This is a genomic window from Buchananella sp. 14KM1171 (genome assembly GCF_041380365.1).
GTDB lineage: Bacteria > Actinomycetota > Actinomycetes > Actinomycetales > Actinomycetaceae > Buchananella > Buchananella felis.
The window spans coordinates 725,558-741,915 of sequence record NZ_CP159981.1 but is presented as its reverse complement, the minus strand read 5'-3'; the positions used below and the strand labels follow the sequence as shown (position 1 = coordinate 741,915).

The 16,358-nt window shown below is 69.3% G+C and carries 13 protein-coding genes and 1 riboswitch; of the genes, 7 read left to right on the top strand and 6 right to left on the bottom strand.

What is annotated here, in order from left to right; genetic code table 11:
* Window positions 1–87: 87 nt before the first annotated feature.
* A complete protein-coding gene (locus ABYF38_RS02915) occupies window positions 88–1,398 on the bottom strand; it encodes an ABC transporter substrate-binding protein (protein WP_371152636.1) in 1,311 nt (436 codons plus the stop codon).
* Window positions 1,399–1,621: 223 nt separating this feature from the next.
* Window positions 1,622–1,707, top strand: a riboswitch (ZMP/ZTP riboswitch).
* 46 nt (window positions 1,708–1,753) lie between these two features.
* Between ABYF38_RS02915 and glyA the strand changes: the two genes are divergently transcribed.
* The 3 genes from glyA to ABYF38_RS02900 all read left to right on the top strand — a co-directional run bounded on the left by glyA (window position 1,754) and on the right by ABYF38_RS02900 (window position 4,837).
* Window positions 1,754–3,040, top strand: coding sequence for a serine hydroxymethyltransferase (glyA, locus tag ABYF38_RS02910; RefSeq protein WP_371152634.1), 1,287 nt, complete (start codon window positions 1,754–1,756; stop codon window positions 3,038–3,040).
* Complete coding sequence (locus ABYF38_RS02905) at window positions 3,040–3,954, top strand: bifunctional methylenetetrahydrofolate dehydrogenase/methenyltetrahydrofolate cyclohydrolase (RefSeq protein ID WP_371152633.1); 915 nt, start codon at window positions 3,040–3,042, stop codon at window positions 3,952–3,954. Before glyA ends, ABYF38_RS02905 begins: the two co-directional genes overlap by 1 nt.
* A 73-nt stretch (window positions 3,955–4,027) precedes the next feature.
* Window positions 4,028–4,837: an exodeoxyribonuclease III gene (locus tag ABYF38_RS02900; RefSeq protein WP_371152632.1), complete on the top strand. Its 810-nt coding sequence runs from the start codon at window positions 4,028–4,030 to the stop codon at window positions 4,835–4,837.
* A gap of 668 nt (window positions 4,838–5,505) precedes the next feature.
* Here ABYF38_RS02900 and ABYF38_RS02895 read toward each other — a convergent pair.
* The 5 genes from ABYF38_RS02895 to ABYF38_RS02875 all read right to left on the bottom strand — a co-directional run bounded on the left by ABYF38_RS02895 (window position 5,506) and on the right by ABYF38_RS02875 (window position 11,103).
* Window positions 5,506–6,831, bottom strand: a complete 1,326-nt coding sequence (locus tag ABYF38_RS02895) for an ABC transporter permease (protein ID WP_371152631.1) — start codon at window positions 6,829–6,831, stop codon at window positions 5,506–5,508.
* A complete protein-coding gene (locus ABYF38_RS02890; RefSeq protein ID WP_371152630.1) occupies window positions 6,828–7,886 on the bottom strand; it encodes an ABC transporter ATP-binding protein in 1,059 nt (352 codons plus the stop codon). Before ABYF38_RS02890 ends, ABYF38_RS02895 begins: the two co-directional genes overlap by 4 nt.
* 1 nt (window position 7,887) lies before the next feature.
* On the bottom strand, window positions 7,888–9,204 hold the full coding sequence (locus ABYF38_RS02885; protein WP_371152629.1) for a hypothetical protein: 1,317 nt from the start codon (window positions 9,202–9,204) through the stop codon (window positions 7,888–7,890).
* Window positions 9,205–9,260: 56 nt separating this feature from the next.
* Window positions 9,261–10,280: a YihY/virulence factor BrkB family protein gene (locus ABYF38_RS02880; protein ID WP_371152628.1), complete on the bottom strand. Its 1,020-nt coding sequence runs from the start codon at window positions 10,278–10,280 to the stop codon at window positions 9,261–9,263.
* A 136-nt stretch (window positions 10,281–10,416) separates the two neighbouring features.
* Entirely contained in the window at window positions 10,417–11,103 is a 687-nt protein-coding gene (locus tag ABYF38_RS02875; protein WP_371152626.1) for a 2'-5' RNA ligase family protein, read from the bottom strand.
* A gap of 193 nt (window positions 11,104–11,296) precedes the next feature.
* Here ABYF38_RS02875 and galT point away from each other — a divergent pair, with 193 nt between their 5' ends.
* The 4 genes from galT (at window position 11,297) to ABYF38_RS02855 (ending at window position 16,304) form a co-directional block, all read left to right on the top strand.
* Window positions 11,297–12,487 (top strand): galactose-1-phosphate uridylyltransferase, encoded by a 1,191-nt coding sequence (galT, locus tag ABYF38_RS02870; protein ID WP_371152625.1) that lies wholly within the window; start codon window positions 11,297–11,299, stop codon window positions 12,485–12,487.
* Complete coding sequence (gene galK, locus ABYF38_RS02865) at window positions 12,487–13,716, top strand: galactokinase (protein WP_371152624.1); 1,230 nt, start codon at window positions 12,487–12,489, stop codon at window positions 13,714–13,716. Before galT ends, galK begins: the two co-directional genes overlap by 1 nt.
* Before the next feature lie 9 nt (window positions 13,717–13,725).
* Window positions 13,726–14,994: a mannose-1-phosphate guanylyltransferase gene (locus ABYF38_RS02860; protein ID WP_371152623.1), complete on the top strand. Its 1,269-nt coding sequence runs from the start codon at window positions 13,726–13,728 to the stop codon at window positions 14,992–14,994.
* A 179-nt stretch (window positions 14,995–15,173) separates the two neighbouring features.
* Complete coding sequence (locus ABYF38_RS02855) at window positions 15,174–16,304, top strand: BMP family lipoprotein (RefSeq protein ID WP_371152622.1); 1,131 nt, start codon at window positions 15,174–15,176, stop codon at window positions 16,302–16,304.
* The last annotated feature ends 54 nt before the right edge of the window (window positions 16,305–16,358 follow it).

The following is a 16,358-nucleotide window of genomic DNA, read 5'->3' as shown; positions in this document are numbered from 1 at the left end:
CGCTGGGGCGATCAAACGATCGCCCCAGCGCAGTCTCGAGATAGCAAGGGGCCGGGGGGCGGAGGTAACCGCCCCCCGGGATCCACATTACTTCTTCAGGCCCTTGGTGGCCTCGACAAGCTCGGCCTGGAAACCGGCAACGTCGGTGGCGCCCTCGGTGAACTTCTTCATCGCGTCGGAGATCGCGGAGGAGACGGTCACGGAGGCGGCGGCGCCGTGAGCCACGGAGGAGACGATGGTGTCGCTACCGAAGGACTTCATGGCGTTCTGCTGGTACTCGGAGAACATCGCGATCTGGTCAGCAGACAGGTCGGAGCGAGCCGGGATGGAGCCCTTGACGGTGTTGAACGCGACCTGGCCCTCGGGCGAGGAGATGGTCTTCATCCAAGCCTTGGCGCCAGCAACGTTCTTGGCGTCCACCGGCAGGGTGAAGGAGTCAGCCAGGAAGTCGAAGATGCCGTCGGTGCCCGGAACCGGGAAGTAGATGTAGTCGGTGCCGGCCTTCTTGCCAGCCTCGTCGTAGGCGGACAGGGCCCAGTCACCCATCACGTTGTAGGCGGCGGTGCCGTCGATGACGGGCTGCAGGGCCGGCTGCCAGTCCTCGTTGTGGAGGGAGGCGTCGGACAGGGACATGATCTTCTCGAAGTGCTGCAGAGCCTTGGTCACGTCAGCGGAGGCCCAGTCGGTGGTGCCGTCCCACAGGCCGTTGTAGCCCTCAACGCCCAGGTCGGCGATCAGGATGGTCTCCAGCAGGTGCAGCTGGGTCCAGGCCATACCAACCGTGATCGGGGTCTTGCCGGCGGCCTTGATCTTCTCCATGTCGGCGATCCAGGCGTCCAGGTCAGCCGGAGCCTTGGCCGGGTCCAGGCCAGCGGCGGTCAGCACGGCCGGGTTGGCCCACACAACGTTGGCGCGGTGCACGTTGGAGGGGATGGAGTAGATCTTGCCGTCAACGGTCAGGCGGTCCAGCAGGGTGGCCGGGAAGGCCTCGCGCAGACCGAACTCGTCGTACAGGTTGGAGACGTCGGCGATCTGGCCGGCCTCGATGTAGTCGTTCAGCTCGGCACCGGCGTGGGCCTGGAAGGTGTCGGGAGCGTTGTGCGCAGCGAGGTCAGCGGCGAGCTTCTGCTTGGCCTGAGAGCCACCACCACCGGCAACAGCGGCGTTCTTGAACTCGATGTCCGGGAACTGGGTGTTGAGCACACCGACCAGGGCGTCCAGGCCGAGCTTCTCGGAACCGGCCTCCCACCAGGTCATGACGTTGACCTCGGTCGCGGCGGTCTCGTCAACCTTGGCCACGTCCTCCTTGGGAGCAGCGTCCTTGGAACCGCCACCGGAGCAGGCGGCGAGGGTCATGCTGACGGCAGCAATGGTGGCAACTGCAGCGAGCTTGCGCATTGTTGAGTCTCCTTGAAACGTCGTTGTTTCTCCCGGTGATACCCCGAGAGGGAGTTACCGGTTGCCCGGTAGAACGTGCTTTAGTGTGCCCTACTTCTCCTTGGAGTCAATGGCGGTTGTCGTTTTCTGAGCTGAGTGTGGCCAAATCGTGATCTGAGCCTCTCTCGTTTGACGCCCGTGCACGCCGGTCCGGGCGCGGTTTGGGGCGGTTTCTGCGATAGGCTGGCGGCGTCGTGACTGGCGAAGGTGGGTTACCACCGGGGAGCGACACCTGAAGTAGCGTTTCGGTCGCCCGCCTGGGCCGCTGCGCGTTCAGTAGCCGCCCTTTTGGGCGCCGCCCGCAGGAGGATTCTCAGTGAGCAACAACGAACTCAACGCCCCCCTAGCAGAGCTTGACCCGGACATCGCCGCAGTCTTGACGGGCGAGCTGTCCCGTCAGCGCGGCACGCTGGAGATGATCGCCAGTGAGAACTTTGTTCCCCGCGCGGTGCTGGAGTGCCAGGGCAGCGTGCTGACCAACAAGTACGCGGAGGGCTACCCGGGCCGCCGCTACTACGGCGGCTGCGAGGAGGTGGACCGCGCCGAGTCGCTGGCGATCGAGCGCGCCAAGTCCCTGTTCGGCGCCGAGTACGCCAACGTCCAACCCCACTCCGGTGCCCAGGCGAACGCGGCCGTGCTGCACGCCCTGATCCGCCCGGGTGACCCGATTCTGGGCCTGTCCCTGGCCCACGGCGGCCACCTCACCCACGGCATGAAGATCAACTTCTCCGGCCGTTTGTACGACGTTCACGCCTACGGGGTGGAAGAGGACACGCACCTGATCGACATGGACAAGGTGCGCGAGCAGGCCCTGGCGGTGCGCCCCAAGGTGATCATCGCCGGCTGGTCCGCCTACCCGCGCCACCTGGACTTCGAGGCCTTCCGCTCCATCGCCGACGAGGTGGGCGCCTACCTGTGGACCGACATGGCCCACTTCGCGGGCCTGGTGGCCGCCGGCCTGCACCCCAACCCGGTGCCGCTGTCTGACGTCACCTCCTCTACGGTCCACAAGACCATAGGCGGCCCGCGCTCCGGCCTGATCCTGTCCCGCGACGCGGAGAAGTTCGGCAAGATGTTGGACTCTGCGGTGTTCCCGGGCCAGCAGGGCGGCCCGCTCATGCACGCCGTGGCGGCGAAGGCGGTCGCCTTCAAGATCGCTGCCGGCGAGGGCTTCAAGGACCGCCAGCGCCGCACCCTGGAGGGCGCCCAGCTGATCGCCCAGCGCCTGGTGGCCGACGACGTCAAGGCGGCCGGCATCACGGTCCTGACCGGTGGCACCGACGTGCACCTGGTGCTGGTTGACCTGCGCAACTCCGTGCTGGACGGCCAGCAGGCCGAGGACCTGCTGCACTCCGTGGGCATCACCGTCAACCGCAACGCGGTGCCGTTCGACCCGCGCCCGCCGCGCGTCACCTCCGGCCTGCGCATCGGTGCCCCGGCCCTGGCCACCCGCGGCTTCGGCGCCGCCGAGTTCACCGAGGTGGCTGACATCATCGCCACCGCCCTGGTGGCCGGCGCCTCCGGTGGCGACGTCGACGTGGCCGGTCTGCGCAAGCGCGTGGACGCCCTCACCGAGGCCTTCCCGCTGTACCCGGGGCTGTGATGGTGGCTCAGCTTCCCCACGAGTACTTCCCGGCCGGCGCCCTGCGGCTGGACGGCAAGGCCCTGGCGGGCATCGTCAAGGCGGAACTGGCCCAGCGCGTGGCGGTGCTGCGCGAGCGCGGCATCCAGCCTGGTCTGGGCACGGTCCTGGTGGGCCAGGACCCGGGCTCGGTGGCCTACGTGGCGGGCAAGCACCGCGACTGCGCGGAGGTGGGCATCGCCTCGATTCGCGAGGACCTGCCGGCGGACGCCACCCAGGCGGACGTTGAGGCGGCGATCGACCGCCTCAACGCCGACCCGGCCTGCACCGGCTACATCGTTCAGCTGCCGCTGCCCAAGGGCATCGACACGAACGCCGTGCTGGAGCGGATCGACCCGGCCAAGGACGCCGACGGCCTGCACCCGACCAACCTGGGGCGCCTGGTTTTGCGTGTGAACGAGCCGGTCACCTCCCCGCTGCCGTGCACCCCGCGCGCGGTGCTGGAGATCCTGGACCGCTACGACATCTCGCTGCGTGGCAAGGACGTGGTGGTGATCGGGCGCGGCACGACGGTGGGTCGCTCGATCGGCCTGCTGCTCACCCGCCGCGACTGCAACGCCACCCCGGTGCTCACCCACACGGGTACCGCCGACCTGGCGGCGCACGTGCGCGGCGCTGACGTGATCGTGGCTGCCGCCGGAGTGGCGGGCATCGTCACCCCGGAGATGGTCAAGCCCGGCGCGGTGGTGCTGGACGTGGGTGTCTCCCGCGTGGAGGACCCGGTCACGGGCAAGGCCAAGCTGAGCGGTGACGTGGCCCCCGGCGTGGACGCCGTGGCCAGCGCGCTCTCGCCCAACCCGGGCGGGGTGGGGCCCATGACCCGGGCGATGCTCCTGGCGAACGTGGTGGATGCCGCCGAGCGCGCCGCCAACTGATTGAACGCGGCCGGGGGCGGGGTGGTTTACCCCGCCCCCGGCACCCATTTTTGGAAGAACGGAAAGTAGACGGATGAAGATCACCACGGTGAACGTTAACGGGGTGCGCGCCGCGTACCGTCGCGGCATGGAGCAGTGGCTGGCCGCTTCCGCCCCGGACGTCCTGTTGCTGCAGGAGGTGCGCGCCCCGCAGGGCACGGCCGCTCAGCACCTGGGGGAGGGCTGGCATGTGGCGGAGTCCGTCTGCCAGATCAAGGGCCGCGCCGGCGTGGCCGTGGCAAGCCGGGTAGTGCCCCTGGCGGTGCGCGACGGCGCCTACCCCGACGAGCTTCCCGTTGACACCGGCCGCTGGCTGGAGGTGGATTTGCCGCTCCCCGGGCGCGACGTTCCGCTCACCGTTGTCAGCGCCTACCTGCACTCCGGGGAGGCCGGGACGGAGAAGATGGACGCGAAGTACCACCACCTGGATCGGGTCACCGAGCGGCTGGCCCAGCTGGTCGCCGACGTCGAGGCCGGTCGGCGCGAACTGCTGGTGGCCGGCGACTTCAACGTGGCCATGACCCCGCTGGACATCAAGAACTGGAAGCCCAACCACAACAAGACTGCGGGCGTGTTGGACCAGGAGATCGCCTACCTGGAGCGCTGGCTGTCCACCGGGCTGGTGGACGCGGTGCGTCAGCTGCACGGGCCCGAGCAAGGCCCCTATACCTGGTGGTCCTGGCGCGGGCGGGCCTTCGACAACAACGCCGGGTGGCGCATCGACTACCACTTCGTCAGCCCGGGCCTAGCGCAGGCCGCCACGGACTACGCGGTGGAGCGCGCGCAGACCAACGCCGAGCGCTTTTCTGACCACGCCCCCATGTCCGTCACCTACGCGCTCTAGCGGCCCGGGCGGCGGGTCTCCCATCTCGACGTTTGTGGCTTCATCTCGACGTTTGGGGGTGAATCTAGACGTTTTCCTGGTCTGGAACGTCGAGTTGGGGTCGCGAACGTCTAGTTGAGGGCGCGAACGTCGAGTTGAGGTGTCGAACGTCTAGTTGGGGTTTGGTGGGTGGGGGTGGTTGCGTGGGCATGGTGTCTTGAATTTCGACGTTTGTGGCTTCATCTCGACGTTTGGGGGTGAATCTAGACGTTTTCCCGGTCTGGAACGTCGAGTTGGGGTGCCGAACGTCGAGTTGGGGTGCCGAACGTCGAGTTGAGGTGTCGAACGTCTAGTTGGGGTTTGGTGGGTGGGGGTGGTTGCGTGGGCATGGTGTCTCGAATCTCGACGTTTGGGGGTGAATCTAGACGTTTTCCCGGTCTGGAACGTCGAGTTGGGGTGCCGAACGTCTAGTTGAGGGCGCGAACGTCGAGTTGAGGTGTCGAACGTCGAGTTGAGGTGTCGAACGTCTAGTTGGGGTGCCGAACGTCGAGTTGGGGACGCGAACGTCTAGTTGGGATAGCCCAAGTGCCCGCCCCTACCGCGCGGAGTTGTCTAGCTGCGGTCGGGCATGAAAGTGGCCGACGCTCCTCCCGGCCAGGAGGAACGTCGGCCACCACTATTGCCGACCGCTAGTAGCGGATCGCGTCAATCGGCTTGACCCGCACCGCGATCAGCGCCGGAATGATGCCCGCCAGAGCACCAATCGCGGTCGCACTGAGCAAGCCCACCATGGCGGCGTCCAGCGGGAAGGGCGGGACGTCCTGCACGTAGACCTCGAACCGGTCATAGGGAATGTGCGGGGCGGCGAGCACCGCCATCGTCACCCCCACCAGGCCCGCCACGAACGTGGCCACCACCGACTCCAGGAAGATCGCGATGAACACGCGAGTGCTAGTGGCACCCAAAGAGCGGCGGATTCCGATCTCGTGGATGCGGGCCCGCACGGTGACCACCGAGATGTTGATCAGCGACAGACCGCCGAGCACCAGGATCACCACGCCGATCGCGCCGACCACCTTGGTCAGGCCCTCCTTGGTGTTGAAGACACCGGAGGAGTCCATCGCGTAGGCCTGGGTCGAATCCTTGCCGAACTTGCCGTTCAGCGTCGCCTTGATCTGCGCCTGCGCCTGCGGCACCGTGGACGGGTCCACCCACACCTCGAAGCCGTACTGGCCGCCAGGCTCCTTGTTCGGCATGGCCTCATAAGACTGGCGCAGCATGAAAAGGCCCGGCATCTCGAAGTCGCGCTGCGGCAGGATACCCACCACCACCGCGCGCACGCGGTTGGTCTTGCCGAGGGACAGGGTGACCGGGCCGTCCTTCTTCAACGCCCCCAGCGCCTCGGCCAGACCGTGCGTGATCACCACGCGCGGAGCGAGCTTTTGGACGTCCGAAGCGTCGAACCAGCGGCCCTGATCCGTGACCAACCGGTGCATCTCAGCGTAGGGCTGGTCCACCACCTTCAGCTCCACCGGGAGCAGCCCGTCCTCGATCAGGACGTGGGAGTAGTTCTGCATCACTGCAGAGGCGTAGCGGATGTCGTAGCGCTTGACCAGCGCGTCCCACTCGGTCAGCAACTTCTGCGTGAACTTGCTGGCCTGCTCGCCATCGCCATCGCCATCGTCTCGCTGCCCGGGCATCGGCTCCATGAAGACGCCACCACCACCGTAGCCGTAGAAGAAACCGTCCGGTTCCAGGGCGGGATCGAACTCCGCCCCCGGGTCAGTCTGAGCGGAGGGGTCCTTCTCGGTGACGCTGATGTTGATGGTGCCCGGGCGGCCGGAGTAGTACTCCAGCTCCTCCACCTGGGCCTGTACCACCACGCGCCCGAAGGCGATGACGCTGGCCATCACGGCCACCGCCACGGCCACGTTCATCAGCGAGATGAACACGCGCACCTTGGAGAGGCGAACCTGGGTCCAGGCCTCATTCAGAGAACCAATCAGGGAGATCATCGCGCCTCCTCCTCGGTGCGTGCCGCAGCGCGGCGGTCGGCGGCGTAGGGGCTGGCGACGGGGGACGCCGCAGTGGCAACCGGGTCTGTCGTGGCGACAGTGGTAACAGTGGCAACCGGGTCTGCCGGGGAAACCGCACCGGCCGTGGCGGCCGTGTCGGCCGCCGGGGCAACCGCGCCGACCGTGTCGGCCGCATCGGCCGTGGCCCGGGCGTCGGTCGGGCCGCTCGCTGCAGCTGCTGCGTTGGCCGCAGCGTTGGTCGCGGCGGTCACCTCCGGCGCGGCCGAAGCGGGCCGGGCCCCGACGGAGGCCATCGGCACCTGGGAGAGCGAGGCCGCCACGGCGGCGCGCGCCTCTGAGTGCCCGTCGCTGATCTCCAGCGGGGTGAGTACGCCGTCGCCCAGACGGAAGGCCCGCCTGGCGCGGGCGGCGATGGCCGGGTCGTGGGTGATGACGATCAGCGCGGCGCCGCACTCGCGCGCCTCGCGCTCCAGGGTCTCCATGACGTGCTGGCCGGTCTCCACGTCCAGGGCGCCGGTGGGCTCGTCGGCCAGCAGCACCCGGGGGCGGCGCACCAGCGCGCGCGCCAGGGCGACGCGCTGCTGCTCGCCACCGGAGAGCTGGTCTAGCCGGGAGTCCAGGCGCTCGCCCAGCCCCATGTGCACCAGCAGGTCGCGGGCGCGGGACTCGCGGGTGAAGTAGCTGGCGTCGTTGGCGTAGAGCAGCGGGGCCGCCACGTTCTCCACCACGCCCAGTCCGGGCAGGAGGTTGAAGGACTGGAAGACGAAGCCGAAGTGCTTGCCGCGCGTGCGGGCCCGCTTGCCGTCTCCCCAGTTGCTGGTGTCCTGCCCGTCGAAGCGGTAGACGCCTGCGGTGGGCTTGTCCAGCAGCCCCAGGAGGTTGAGCAGCGTGGACTTTCCGGTGCCGGAGCGGCCCACGATGGCGATGTGATCACCCGCCTCGACCTGCAGGTTGATGTCCGTGAGGATGTCCAGGCGCTCACCCGTGGGGATGGTGAATGAGCGCGCCATGCCCTCGATTTCTAGCAGGGCCATGTCAGTTGCCGCCCACCGGCTTCTCTTCGGACGAGCCGGTCAGCTCCTTGGTGAGCCCGATCTCGTCCTTGATGACCTTGCCGTCCTTGTCGAACTCGGTCACCTTCCCGTCCGGGCTGGTGATGGTGGAGCTGCCGTCCTTGCGGAAGATGACGGTGTTGCCGTCGGGGTCGGTGAACTTCTCGGAGCCGTCCTCCAGGATCTCGATGTCTGGCTCGATGGCGCCCTGGTCCTTGCCGCCATCGCCCTCGCCGCCCTCAGGGGCGTCCTGCTGCTCCATCTGCTCCATGAACGGGTCGTGGATGTACTTGCTGGGGTCCAGCTCCTCCTCGGTGCCGGGCACGAATTCCAGCACCTCGTCGCCTGCGGCGAGGCCGGACTTGATCTCCACCAGGAAGCCGTCGGTCAGGCCCAGCTCCACCTCGGTGGGCTTGGCGCGCCCGTCGGGACCCATCTTCCACACGGTGCCGCGCTGGTAGTCGCCCTTGACGGCGGTGGTGGGGATGGTGATGACGCCGTCGGCGTCGCCGGTGTGGATAGCGACCTTGGCGCTCAGGCCGGGGTAGAGCGTGATGTCGCCCGGCACGGGGCAGGTGAGCTTGGCGCTGGAGGAGGTGGTGCCGCCCGCGCCGCCGGGGGCCTCCTGGCCGGGCTGCTGCTGGCCGCCCCCGGCGGGGGCGCTCTGCTCGGAGTTGACCAGCTTGATGTTGTGGCACTCGAAGGGGCCGGGGCCGGGGGTGACGGTGACTGTGGCGGAGTCCGGCACGGCGGTCAGGGAGTAACGCTGGGCCGGGCTGAGCGCAGCCTCGATGGAGAGAGTGCCGGGGGAGATGGAGGCGACCGCCGTGCCCACCGCCACTTCCTGGTTCTGCAGCACGCTGTACTTCACCTTGCCGTTGGCGTTGGCGTAGATGGTGCGGTAGACGGTGTAGGTGGTCGTGGTGGGAGCGCCGGGCACCTGCTGCCCGTTCTCGTCCGTGGTCGGGGTGCCCTCTTCGGTCTCGGTCACCTCAGCGGTGAGCGTGATGATGGGGGCGCCGGTCTCCACCAGCGAGCCCTCGGGGGCCTCAAACTTGGCCACGGTGCCGGTCACTGTGGACTTCACCTCCGCGGCGGGGTCTGAGACCACGGAGCCGTTGACCGTGAACTCGTTGGAGATGGAGCCCAGCGTGGCCACGACGGTGGAGGGCTTGAAGTCAACCCACGGCTTGGCGGCCGTCTCAGCGGCGGGGGTGGAGAAGAATGCGATCTTCACTAGCGCGCCCGCGATGACTATCCACACGACGAGCTTGGCGATCGGCAAGATTAGGCGTTTCATTTGAACCTCCCGGTTAGACCACCGGCCAGTCTAGAAGCGCCCGCCTAAGCAACCAATCACACCTCGGGCTTAGTTTCGCCTTCCTTGTTCGTCCGTTGGGATGAGCCGGTGGACATCCACGCGCAGGCGAACAGGTAGACGAGCGCGGCGAAGTTGATCCACAGCAGCATGGTTGCCAGCGCCTTGAAGGAGACCAGGAGCGGGTTGTTGGAGGAGGTGCGCAGGAACGTCGTGCCCGCTAGGCGCAGCGCGGTCAGGCCCACCACTCCGAAGGCGAGGCCGCCAAGTAGGGGGCGGCGGGGCACCTTGATGTCGGCCACCAGGCGTACCAGCACCCACAGGAGCAGGGCGTCGACGGCGGCGGCCACGAGGAGGGTGACCAGCTGGATCATGAGGCCCGCCACCGGGCCGTGCCAGTGCAGGAAGTCCAAGATCTTCTCGCTGAAGACCACGGCGAGGGTGGAGCCGACGGCGGTGAGTAGGGTGCCCACGCCCAGCGAGACGTAGCCCAGCAGGTCCCGCAGGCGCGCCACCAGCATGTTGCTGGGCGGCTGGTCTAGCTGGAACATGGCCCAGGTGGCGGTGCGCAGCGCGCTCATCACACCGAGGGCGGCCACCAGCAGCAGGGCGGCGGCGACCACGGAGGTGAGGTTCCAGCCCGTGTCCAGGATGAGCGAGGAGGGGGAGAGCAGCCCCTTCTTGCCGCCCTCGTCTAGTAGGCCGGGCAGGCTCTGGTTGATGGCGGCGATGGTGGAGGCGCGCAGGCGCTCGTCGCTGCCCAGGCTGGCCATGAAGAAGGTCCACCCCAGGGTGAGGGCCGCACCGAGCGAGAAGAGTGCGGTGTAGGTGATGCCGCCGCTGAGTAGGGTGGCGTGCCCGCCGTTGAAACGATCCAGTGCGCGGCCCAGGTGGGTGGACTGGTACCACTCGAGTAGGGCCGTGGCGCGCTCGGCCCAGGTGGGTTGCCTCAGCGCCGCGCGAAACCGCCCCCACAGCGTCTTGTCTGCTGGCACGGGACGGCGGGACTTGCGCCCGGCGGCCTGGGCAGAGGCGGGGGTTTCGTTGCGAATCGTCATGGCCCCCAAGCTACGGGAATCGCTCGGGGCGGGCAGGGCGGGCCCCCCATTCTGGGTCACGAATCACGCGGGAGCAGAGGGGAAATGGGCCGCGCCTCGCGCCTGGCCGGCCGCAGCGGGGTGGCCGACGTCGCTCCTAGCCGTGCAAGGAAAAGACCGCCATTTGTTGCGCCGAGGGCAGGAGGGCCGGCCGCCCGGTGCCTGCTGCCCCGCCCGCCGCTTGGTCGGGGTGGGTGGCCGACGTTCCGCCCGCCGCCCGCCCTGTGTGCGCGCCCGGCCTGTCCGGCCGGGGGGCCGACGTTCCGCCCGCCTGCCCGTCGACCGCGGCCCGCCCCTTCTTTAGCCGGTAGAGCCCAAACTCGCGGGCCTCGAAGTGGACCGCCGCGCTCGCGGCCCGGGCCAGGAAGCGTTCGAGCTGGTCGGGTTCGTGGGCCATCGCCAGGGTCACGTGCGGCACGAACGGGAAGCGGGAGGGCACGTCCAGCAGGCCGGTGCGCAGCGCGGCCTCCAGGGAGGTGAGGCGGGCGGCGGCAGCGTCGTCCACCCGCAGGTAGGCGACCGGGGAGACGGGCAGGAAGGTGGCCGCCCCGCTCAGGAACACGGGGAAGGGGGCGGTGGCGGCGGCGACGTCGGCCAGGTGGCGGCGCAGCAGGGGCAGGGCGTTCTCAGGCAGCGCAAATGGGCCAACCAGGGTGATGTGCGGGGAGAACGCCTGCCGCTGGGCGGGGCAGCGCAGCGGGTCAACCAGCGCGGCGGCCGGTGCGGGCAGCTCGATCGCCACCCCGAAGATCCCCTCGCCTTCGGCAGGAGTGGGTAGCCACATGATTCCCACTCCTTTACGCGTCGGCGGTGACGGTTTGGCGGGAGCGTAACACGCGCGCGGGCGGGCGCAGGTGGGGCCAAAGGGCCTGTGGATCGGCGGGCGGGTGGCGCGGCGCAAAGGGGGCGAGCCGGGTTCAGTTTTGGGCCCCAAGCTGAGCTAAATTTGTCCGGTAACCAGCGAAGGGAACTGTTCAATGACGACGGCTGCTGTGAGGCGTACCGCTACCAAGCTCGCGGATGGACGCGACTTCTTCTACTTTGACGACAACCCGGAGTACGTGAGCGGCGCCAAGACCCGCCGTCTCGACGACCCGCGCCCCCTGGGGGACCGATTCGTTGACGCCACCGGCGCCCCCGTGGCCGCCCCGCAGATGCGCCGCGACCCGCTCACGGGCGACTGGATCCCGATGGCCACCCACCGCATGAACCGCACCTTCCTGCCGCCGGCGGACGCCAACCCGCTGGCCCCGGCCCGTCCCGGCGCCTCCTACAGCGACGGCGAGATCCCGGACACCGACTACGACGTGGTGGTGTTCGAGAACCGTTTCCCGTCCCTCATGGCCACCCCCACCACGCCGCTGGGCAGCGAGCCGGAGCCCATCGAGGGCGAGGAGCTGTTCCTGGCCGCCCCGGCCGCCGGGCGCTGCGAGGTCATCTGCTTCTCCCCGACCCTGGAGCAGAACCTGGCGGGCGTGGGCGTTCAGCGCATGCGCACGGTGATCGAGGCGTGGGCCGACCGCACCCGCGAGCTTTCCGCCCTGCCGGGCATCAAGCAGGTGTTCTGCTTCGAGAACCACGGCGCCGACATCGGCGTGACCCTGCACCACCCGCACGGCCAGATCTACGCCTACCCCTACATCACCCCCAAGACCCGCTCCATGCTGGACCAGGCGGTGCCTTACCGCGAGCGCACCGGCCGCAACCTGCACGCCGACGTGCTGGAGGCCGAGTTGCGCAGTGGCCGGCGCATCATCGCGCAGAGTGAGCACTGGGTGCTGTACGTGCCGGTGGCTTCCCGCTGGCCGCTGGAGATGCACCTGGCCCCCAAGCGCACGGTGGCGGACCTGGCGCAGCTGACGGACGACGAGAAGGCCGACCTGGCCCCGCTGTACCTGAAGATGCTGCAGGCCGGTAACCGCTTCTTTGTGGACCCCGACGGTTCGCCGATCGAGGTCAACTACATCGCCGGCTGGCACCAGGCACCGGTGGGCGAGGGCCGCGAGGACCTGCGCCTGCACCTGCAGTACTTCTCCTTCCTGCGCTCGCCGGGCAAGCTGAAGTACCTGGCCGGCTCCGAGAGCTCCATGTGGGCGTGGGTGAGCGACACGGCCCCGGAGAAGATCGCAGACCGTCTGCGTGAGGTTTACAAGGATGAGGTGGAGTGATGAGTGAGCTGACCTGGCTGAAGGCGTTGAGCGACGCCGAGGGGGCGGAGGCTGCCTCTGCCCTGTTCACCGAGACGTTCGGTGGGCAGCCGGCGGGCGTGTGGGCCGCGCCGGGCCGCGTGAACGTGATCGGCGAGCACGTGGACTACAACGGCGGCATCTGCCTGCCGATCGCGCTGCCGCACCGGGCTTTCGTGGCCGTGGCGCCGCGCGAGGACCGCGTGGTGCGGCTGATCTCGCCGCAGGACGAGGGCGTGTTCGTGGAGCACGACCTGGACGCCGTGGGCCCCGTGGGTAGCGAGGGCGAGGTAAAGGGCTGGACCGCCTACCTGGTGGGCGTGGCCTGGGCGCTGGAGCAGGCCGGTTTTGGCCCGCTGCCGGGCTTCGACGTTGCCCTGACCTCGTGCGTGCCGCTGGGGGCGGGCCTGTCCTCCTCTGCGGCGCTGGAGTGCGCGATGGCGGTGGCGCTGGACGACCTGGCCGGCCTGGGGCTGGCGGGCAGCGACGAGGGCCGCGCCAAGCTGGTGGAGGTCTGCCGGGCGGCGGAGAACAAGGTGGCCGGCGCCAACACCGGCGGCCTGGATCAGTCCGCCTCCCTGCGCTGCACCGCCGGGCATGCCCTGGAGCTGGACGCGCGGGACAACACGGTGGCGCAGGTGCCCTTCGACCTGGCCGCAGACGGGCTGGCGCTGCTGGTGATCGACACGCGCGCCCCGCACCAGTTGGTGGACGGCCAGTACGCGCAGCGCCGCGCCACCTGCGAGGAGGCGGCCCGGAAGCTGGGCGTGGAGCTGCTGGTGGACGTGCGTGAGGTGCAGGACGCGATGGCGGCCCTGGAGGACGAGGTTTCCCGCAAGCGGGTGCGCCACGTGGTCACGGAGATCGGTCGGACCCGCGAGTTCATTGACACCCTGGCCAAGGGGGCGCTGGAGGGTGAGCGCCTGGCCTTGGTCGGCGACCTGATGAACCGCTCCCACGACTCGCTGCGGGACGACTACGAGGTGACCTGCCCGGAGCTGGACCTGGCGGTGGACACGGCGCGCGCCCACGGCGCCTTCGGTGCCCGCATGACCGGCGGCGGCTTTGGTGGCTCCTGCATCGCCCTGGTGGAGGCCGGCCGCGTGGAGGAGGTGGCTGCGGCGGTGCGCCAGGCGGCCCTGGACGCGGGACTGGCCGAGCCGGCCTTCATCCTGTCCGTGCCGAGTGCTCCGGCCGAGCGGGTGCGGTAAGGGGTTGCCATGACGCAGCGCGCTGAACTGGCGTTTCACGCGATCATCCCGGCCGGGGGCGCGGGCACGCGCCTGTGGCCGCTGTCCAGGCGCAGCCACCCGAAGTTCCTGCTGGACCTGACCGGGGCGGGGCGCACGATGCTGCAGCAGACGGTGGACCGCCTGGAGGCGCTGAGTACCTCGATCACGGTGGTGACGGGGCAGGTGCACCAGGACGCGGTGCGCGCCCAGCTGGGGCAGGGCGTGGAGGTGGTGGCCGAGCCCTCGCCGCGCGACTCGATGGCGGCGATCGGACTGGCCGCCGCGATCGTGCAGCAGCGCCACGGTGCCGTGGTGGTGGGCTCGTTCGCGGCCGACCACGTGATCGCGGATGTGCCGGCCTTCCAGGCGGCGGTGCGCGAGGCCTGCGTGGGCGCGGCGGCCGGGCAGATCGTCACGATCGGCCTGACCCCGGCATTCGCGTCCACCGGTTTCGGCTACATCAAGGTGGGGCAGCGCGCGCACCTGGAGGGGGCGCCGCACCTGTGCGCGGTGTCCTCGTTCACGGAGAAGCCGGGCCAGGAGCTGGCCCAGCGGTACGTGGATAGCGGCGAGTACTGCTGGAACGCAGGCATGTTCGCGGCCCGCACCGACGTGCTGCTGGGGGCGCTGGGGCGCGAGCTGCCGGAGCTGGCGGCCGGGCTGGAGCGCATCGCGGCGGCGTGGGATACCCCGCAGCGTCAGGAGGCGCTGGAGCAGAACTGGCCGCTGCTGACCAAGATCGCCATCGACCACGCCATCGCCGAGCCGTGCGCGGCGCGCGGGGAGGTGGCGTGCGTGCCGGCCGAGTTCGGTTGGTCCGATCTGGGCGGCTACGCCGCGTTGGCCGACGTTCTGCCCGCCACCCTGTGGGGGACGCCGGTGAGCGCAGGGGCCGAGGAGACCGAGGCGGGTACCGAGGGTGCCGAAGGCGCGGGTGCCGGTGCTGCGGGCGCAGGCGCGGGCGGTGCCGGTGCTGCGGGCGCAGGCGCGGGCGCAGGCGGCGCCGGTGACGAGCTGGCCGCGCTGCGGGAACTGGGCCTGAGCCCGGCCCACGTGCTGGGCGGGGCGCAGGTGCTGGCCGTGGACTCCCCGGGCAGCATGGTCACGGGCGAGGAGGGCCTGGTGGCGATCCTGGGGGTGCCGGGGGCCGTGGTGGTCCGCACGCCCGGGGCGCTGCTGGTCACCACCAGGGAGCGCGAGCAGGACGTCAAGCGCGTGGTCGCGGCGGTGGCTGCGCTCAGCGCGCAGCAGCTCTGATCCAGCGCGAGGGGGTGTGGGCGCCGGCGATGGCCGGCGCCCACACCCATGCCCGGCTTGGTCACGAACTGGTTGCTGTTGGCCGTGAGGGTCCCGGCGCGCTGACCCCCGGCGCTAGGATCGGGGGCAGACCGGACGTCTTTGGACGCGCTTTTCGCGTCACAACCGAGAGGAAGAATGTGAAGAACTCCGTGAAGTTCGGCGCTATTGCCGCCGTTGCTGCCCTGACCCTGGCCGGCTGTGGAGCCGCCCCGGAGAAGGCCGACTCCGACGCCTCCAAGGCCCCCGAGGCCGTGGCGAGCGAGTCCACCGAGGCCGAGAGCACCACCGCCGTTGACCCGGCCGACTTCAAGGCCTGCATGGTCTCCGACGAGGGCGGTTTTGACGACCAGTCCTTCAACCAGACCGCTCACGCCGGCCTCGAGCGCGCCGGCAAGGAGCTGGGCATCCAGACCAACGAGGTCGAGTCCGCCTCTGAGGCCGACTTCAACACCAACGTCGAGTCCCTGATCCACGACGACTGCGACTACATCATCGGTGTGGGCTTCAAGCTGGCCGAGACCCTGTCCGCCGCTGCCGCCAGCCACCCGGACGTGAAGTTCGCGCTGGTGGACTCCACCTTCGCCGAGGGCACCACCAACGGCAAGGCGCTGGTGTTCAACACCGCTGAGGCCGCCTTCCTGGCCGGCTACGCCGCCGCTGGTTCCACCAAGACCGGCACCGTTGCCACCTTCGGTGGTATGCCGATCCCGTCCGTGCAGATCTTCATGGACGGCTTTGTGCAGGGCGTTGACCGCTACAACACCGACCACGGCACGGCCGTGAAGGTGCTGGGCTGGGACTACGCCGCCCAGACCGGTTCCTTTGTCGGTAACTTCAGCGACGCCCCGGCCGGCAAGACCCTGACCGAGGGCTTCATCGCCCAGGGCGCTGACATCATCATGCCGGTGGCCGGCCCGGTTGGTGCGGGCACCATCACCGCCGCCAAGGAGGCCGCCGCCAAGGGTGTGAAGGTCATCTGGGTTGACACCGACGGCGTGGTCTCCGTGCCGGACTCCTCCTCCGTCGTGTTCACCTCCGTGGTCAAGGCCATGGACGTGGCCGTGTTCGACGGCATCAAGGAGGCCGTGGAGGGCAAGTTCACCGCCGACCCGTACGTGGGCACCCTGGCCAACCAGGGCGTTGACCTGGCGCCGTTCCACGACTTCGACGCCCAGGTCTCTGCCGACCTGAAGGCCGAGCTGGAGTCCCTGCGCACCGACATCGCTTCCGGCAACCTGGTCGTCGAGACCAAGAACGCTCCGAAGTGATCTAGGTAGATCCCGGGGTGGGGCAGCGGAGCAATCCGCTGCCCCACCCTTTTT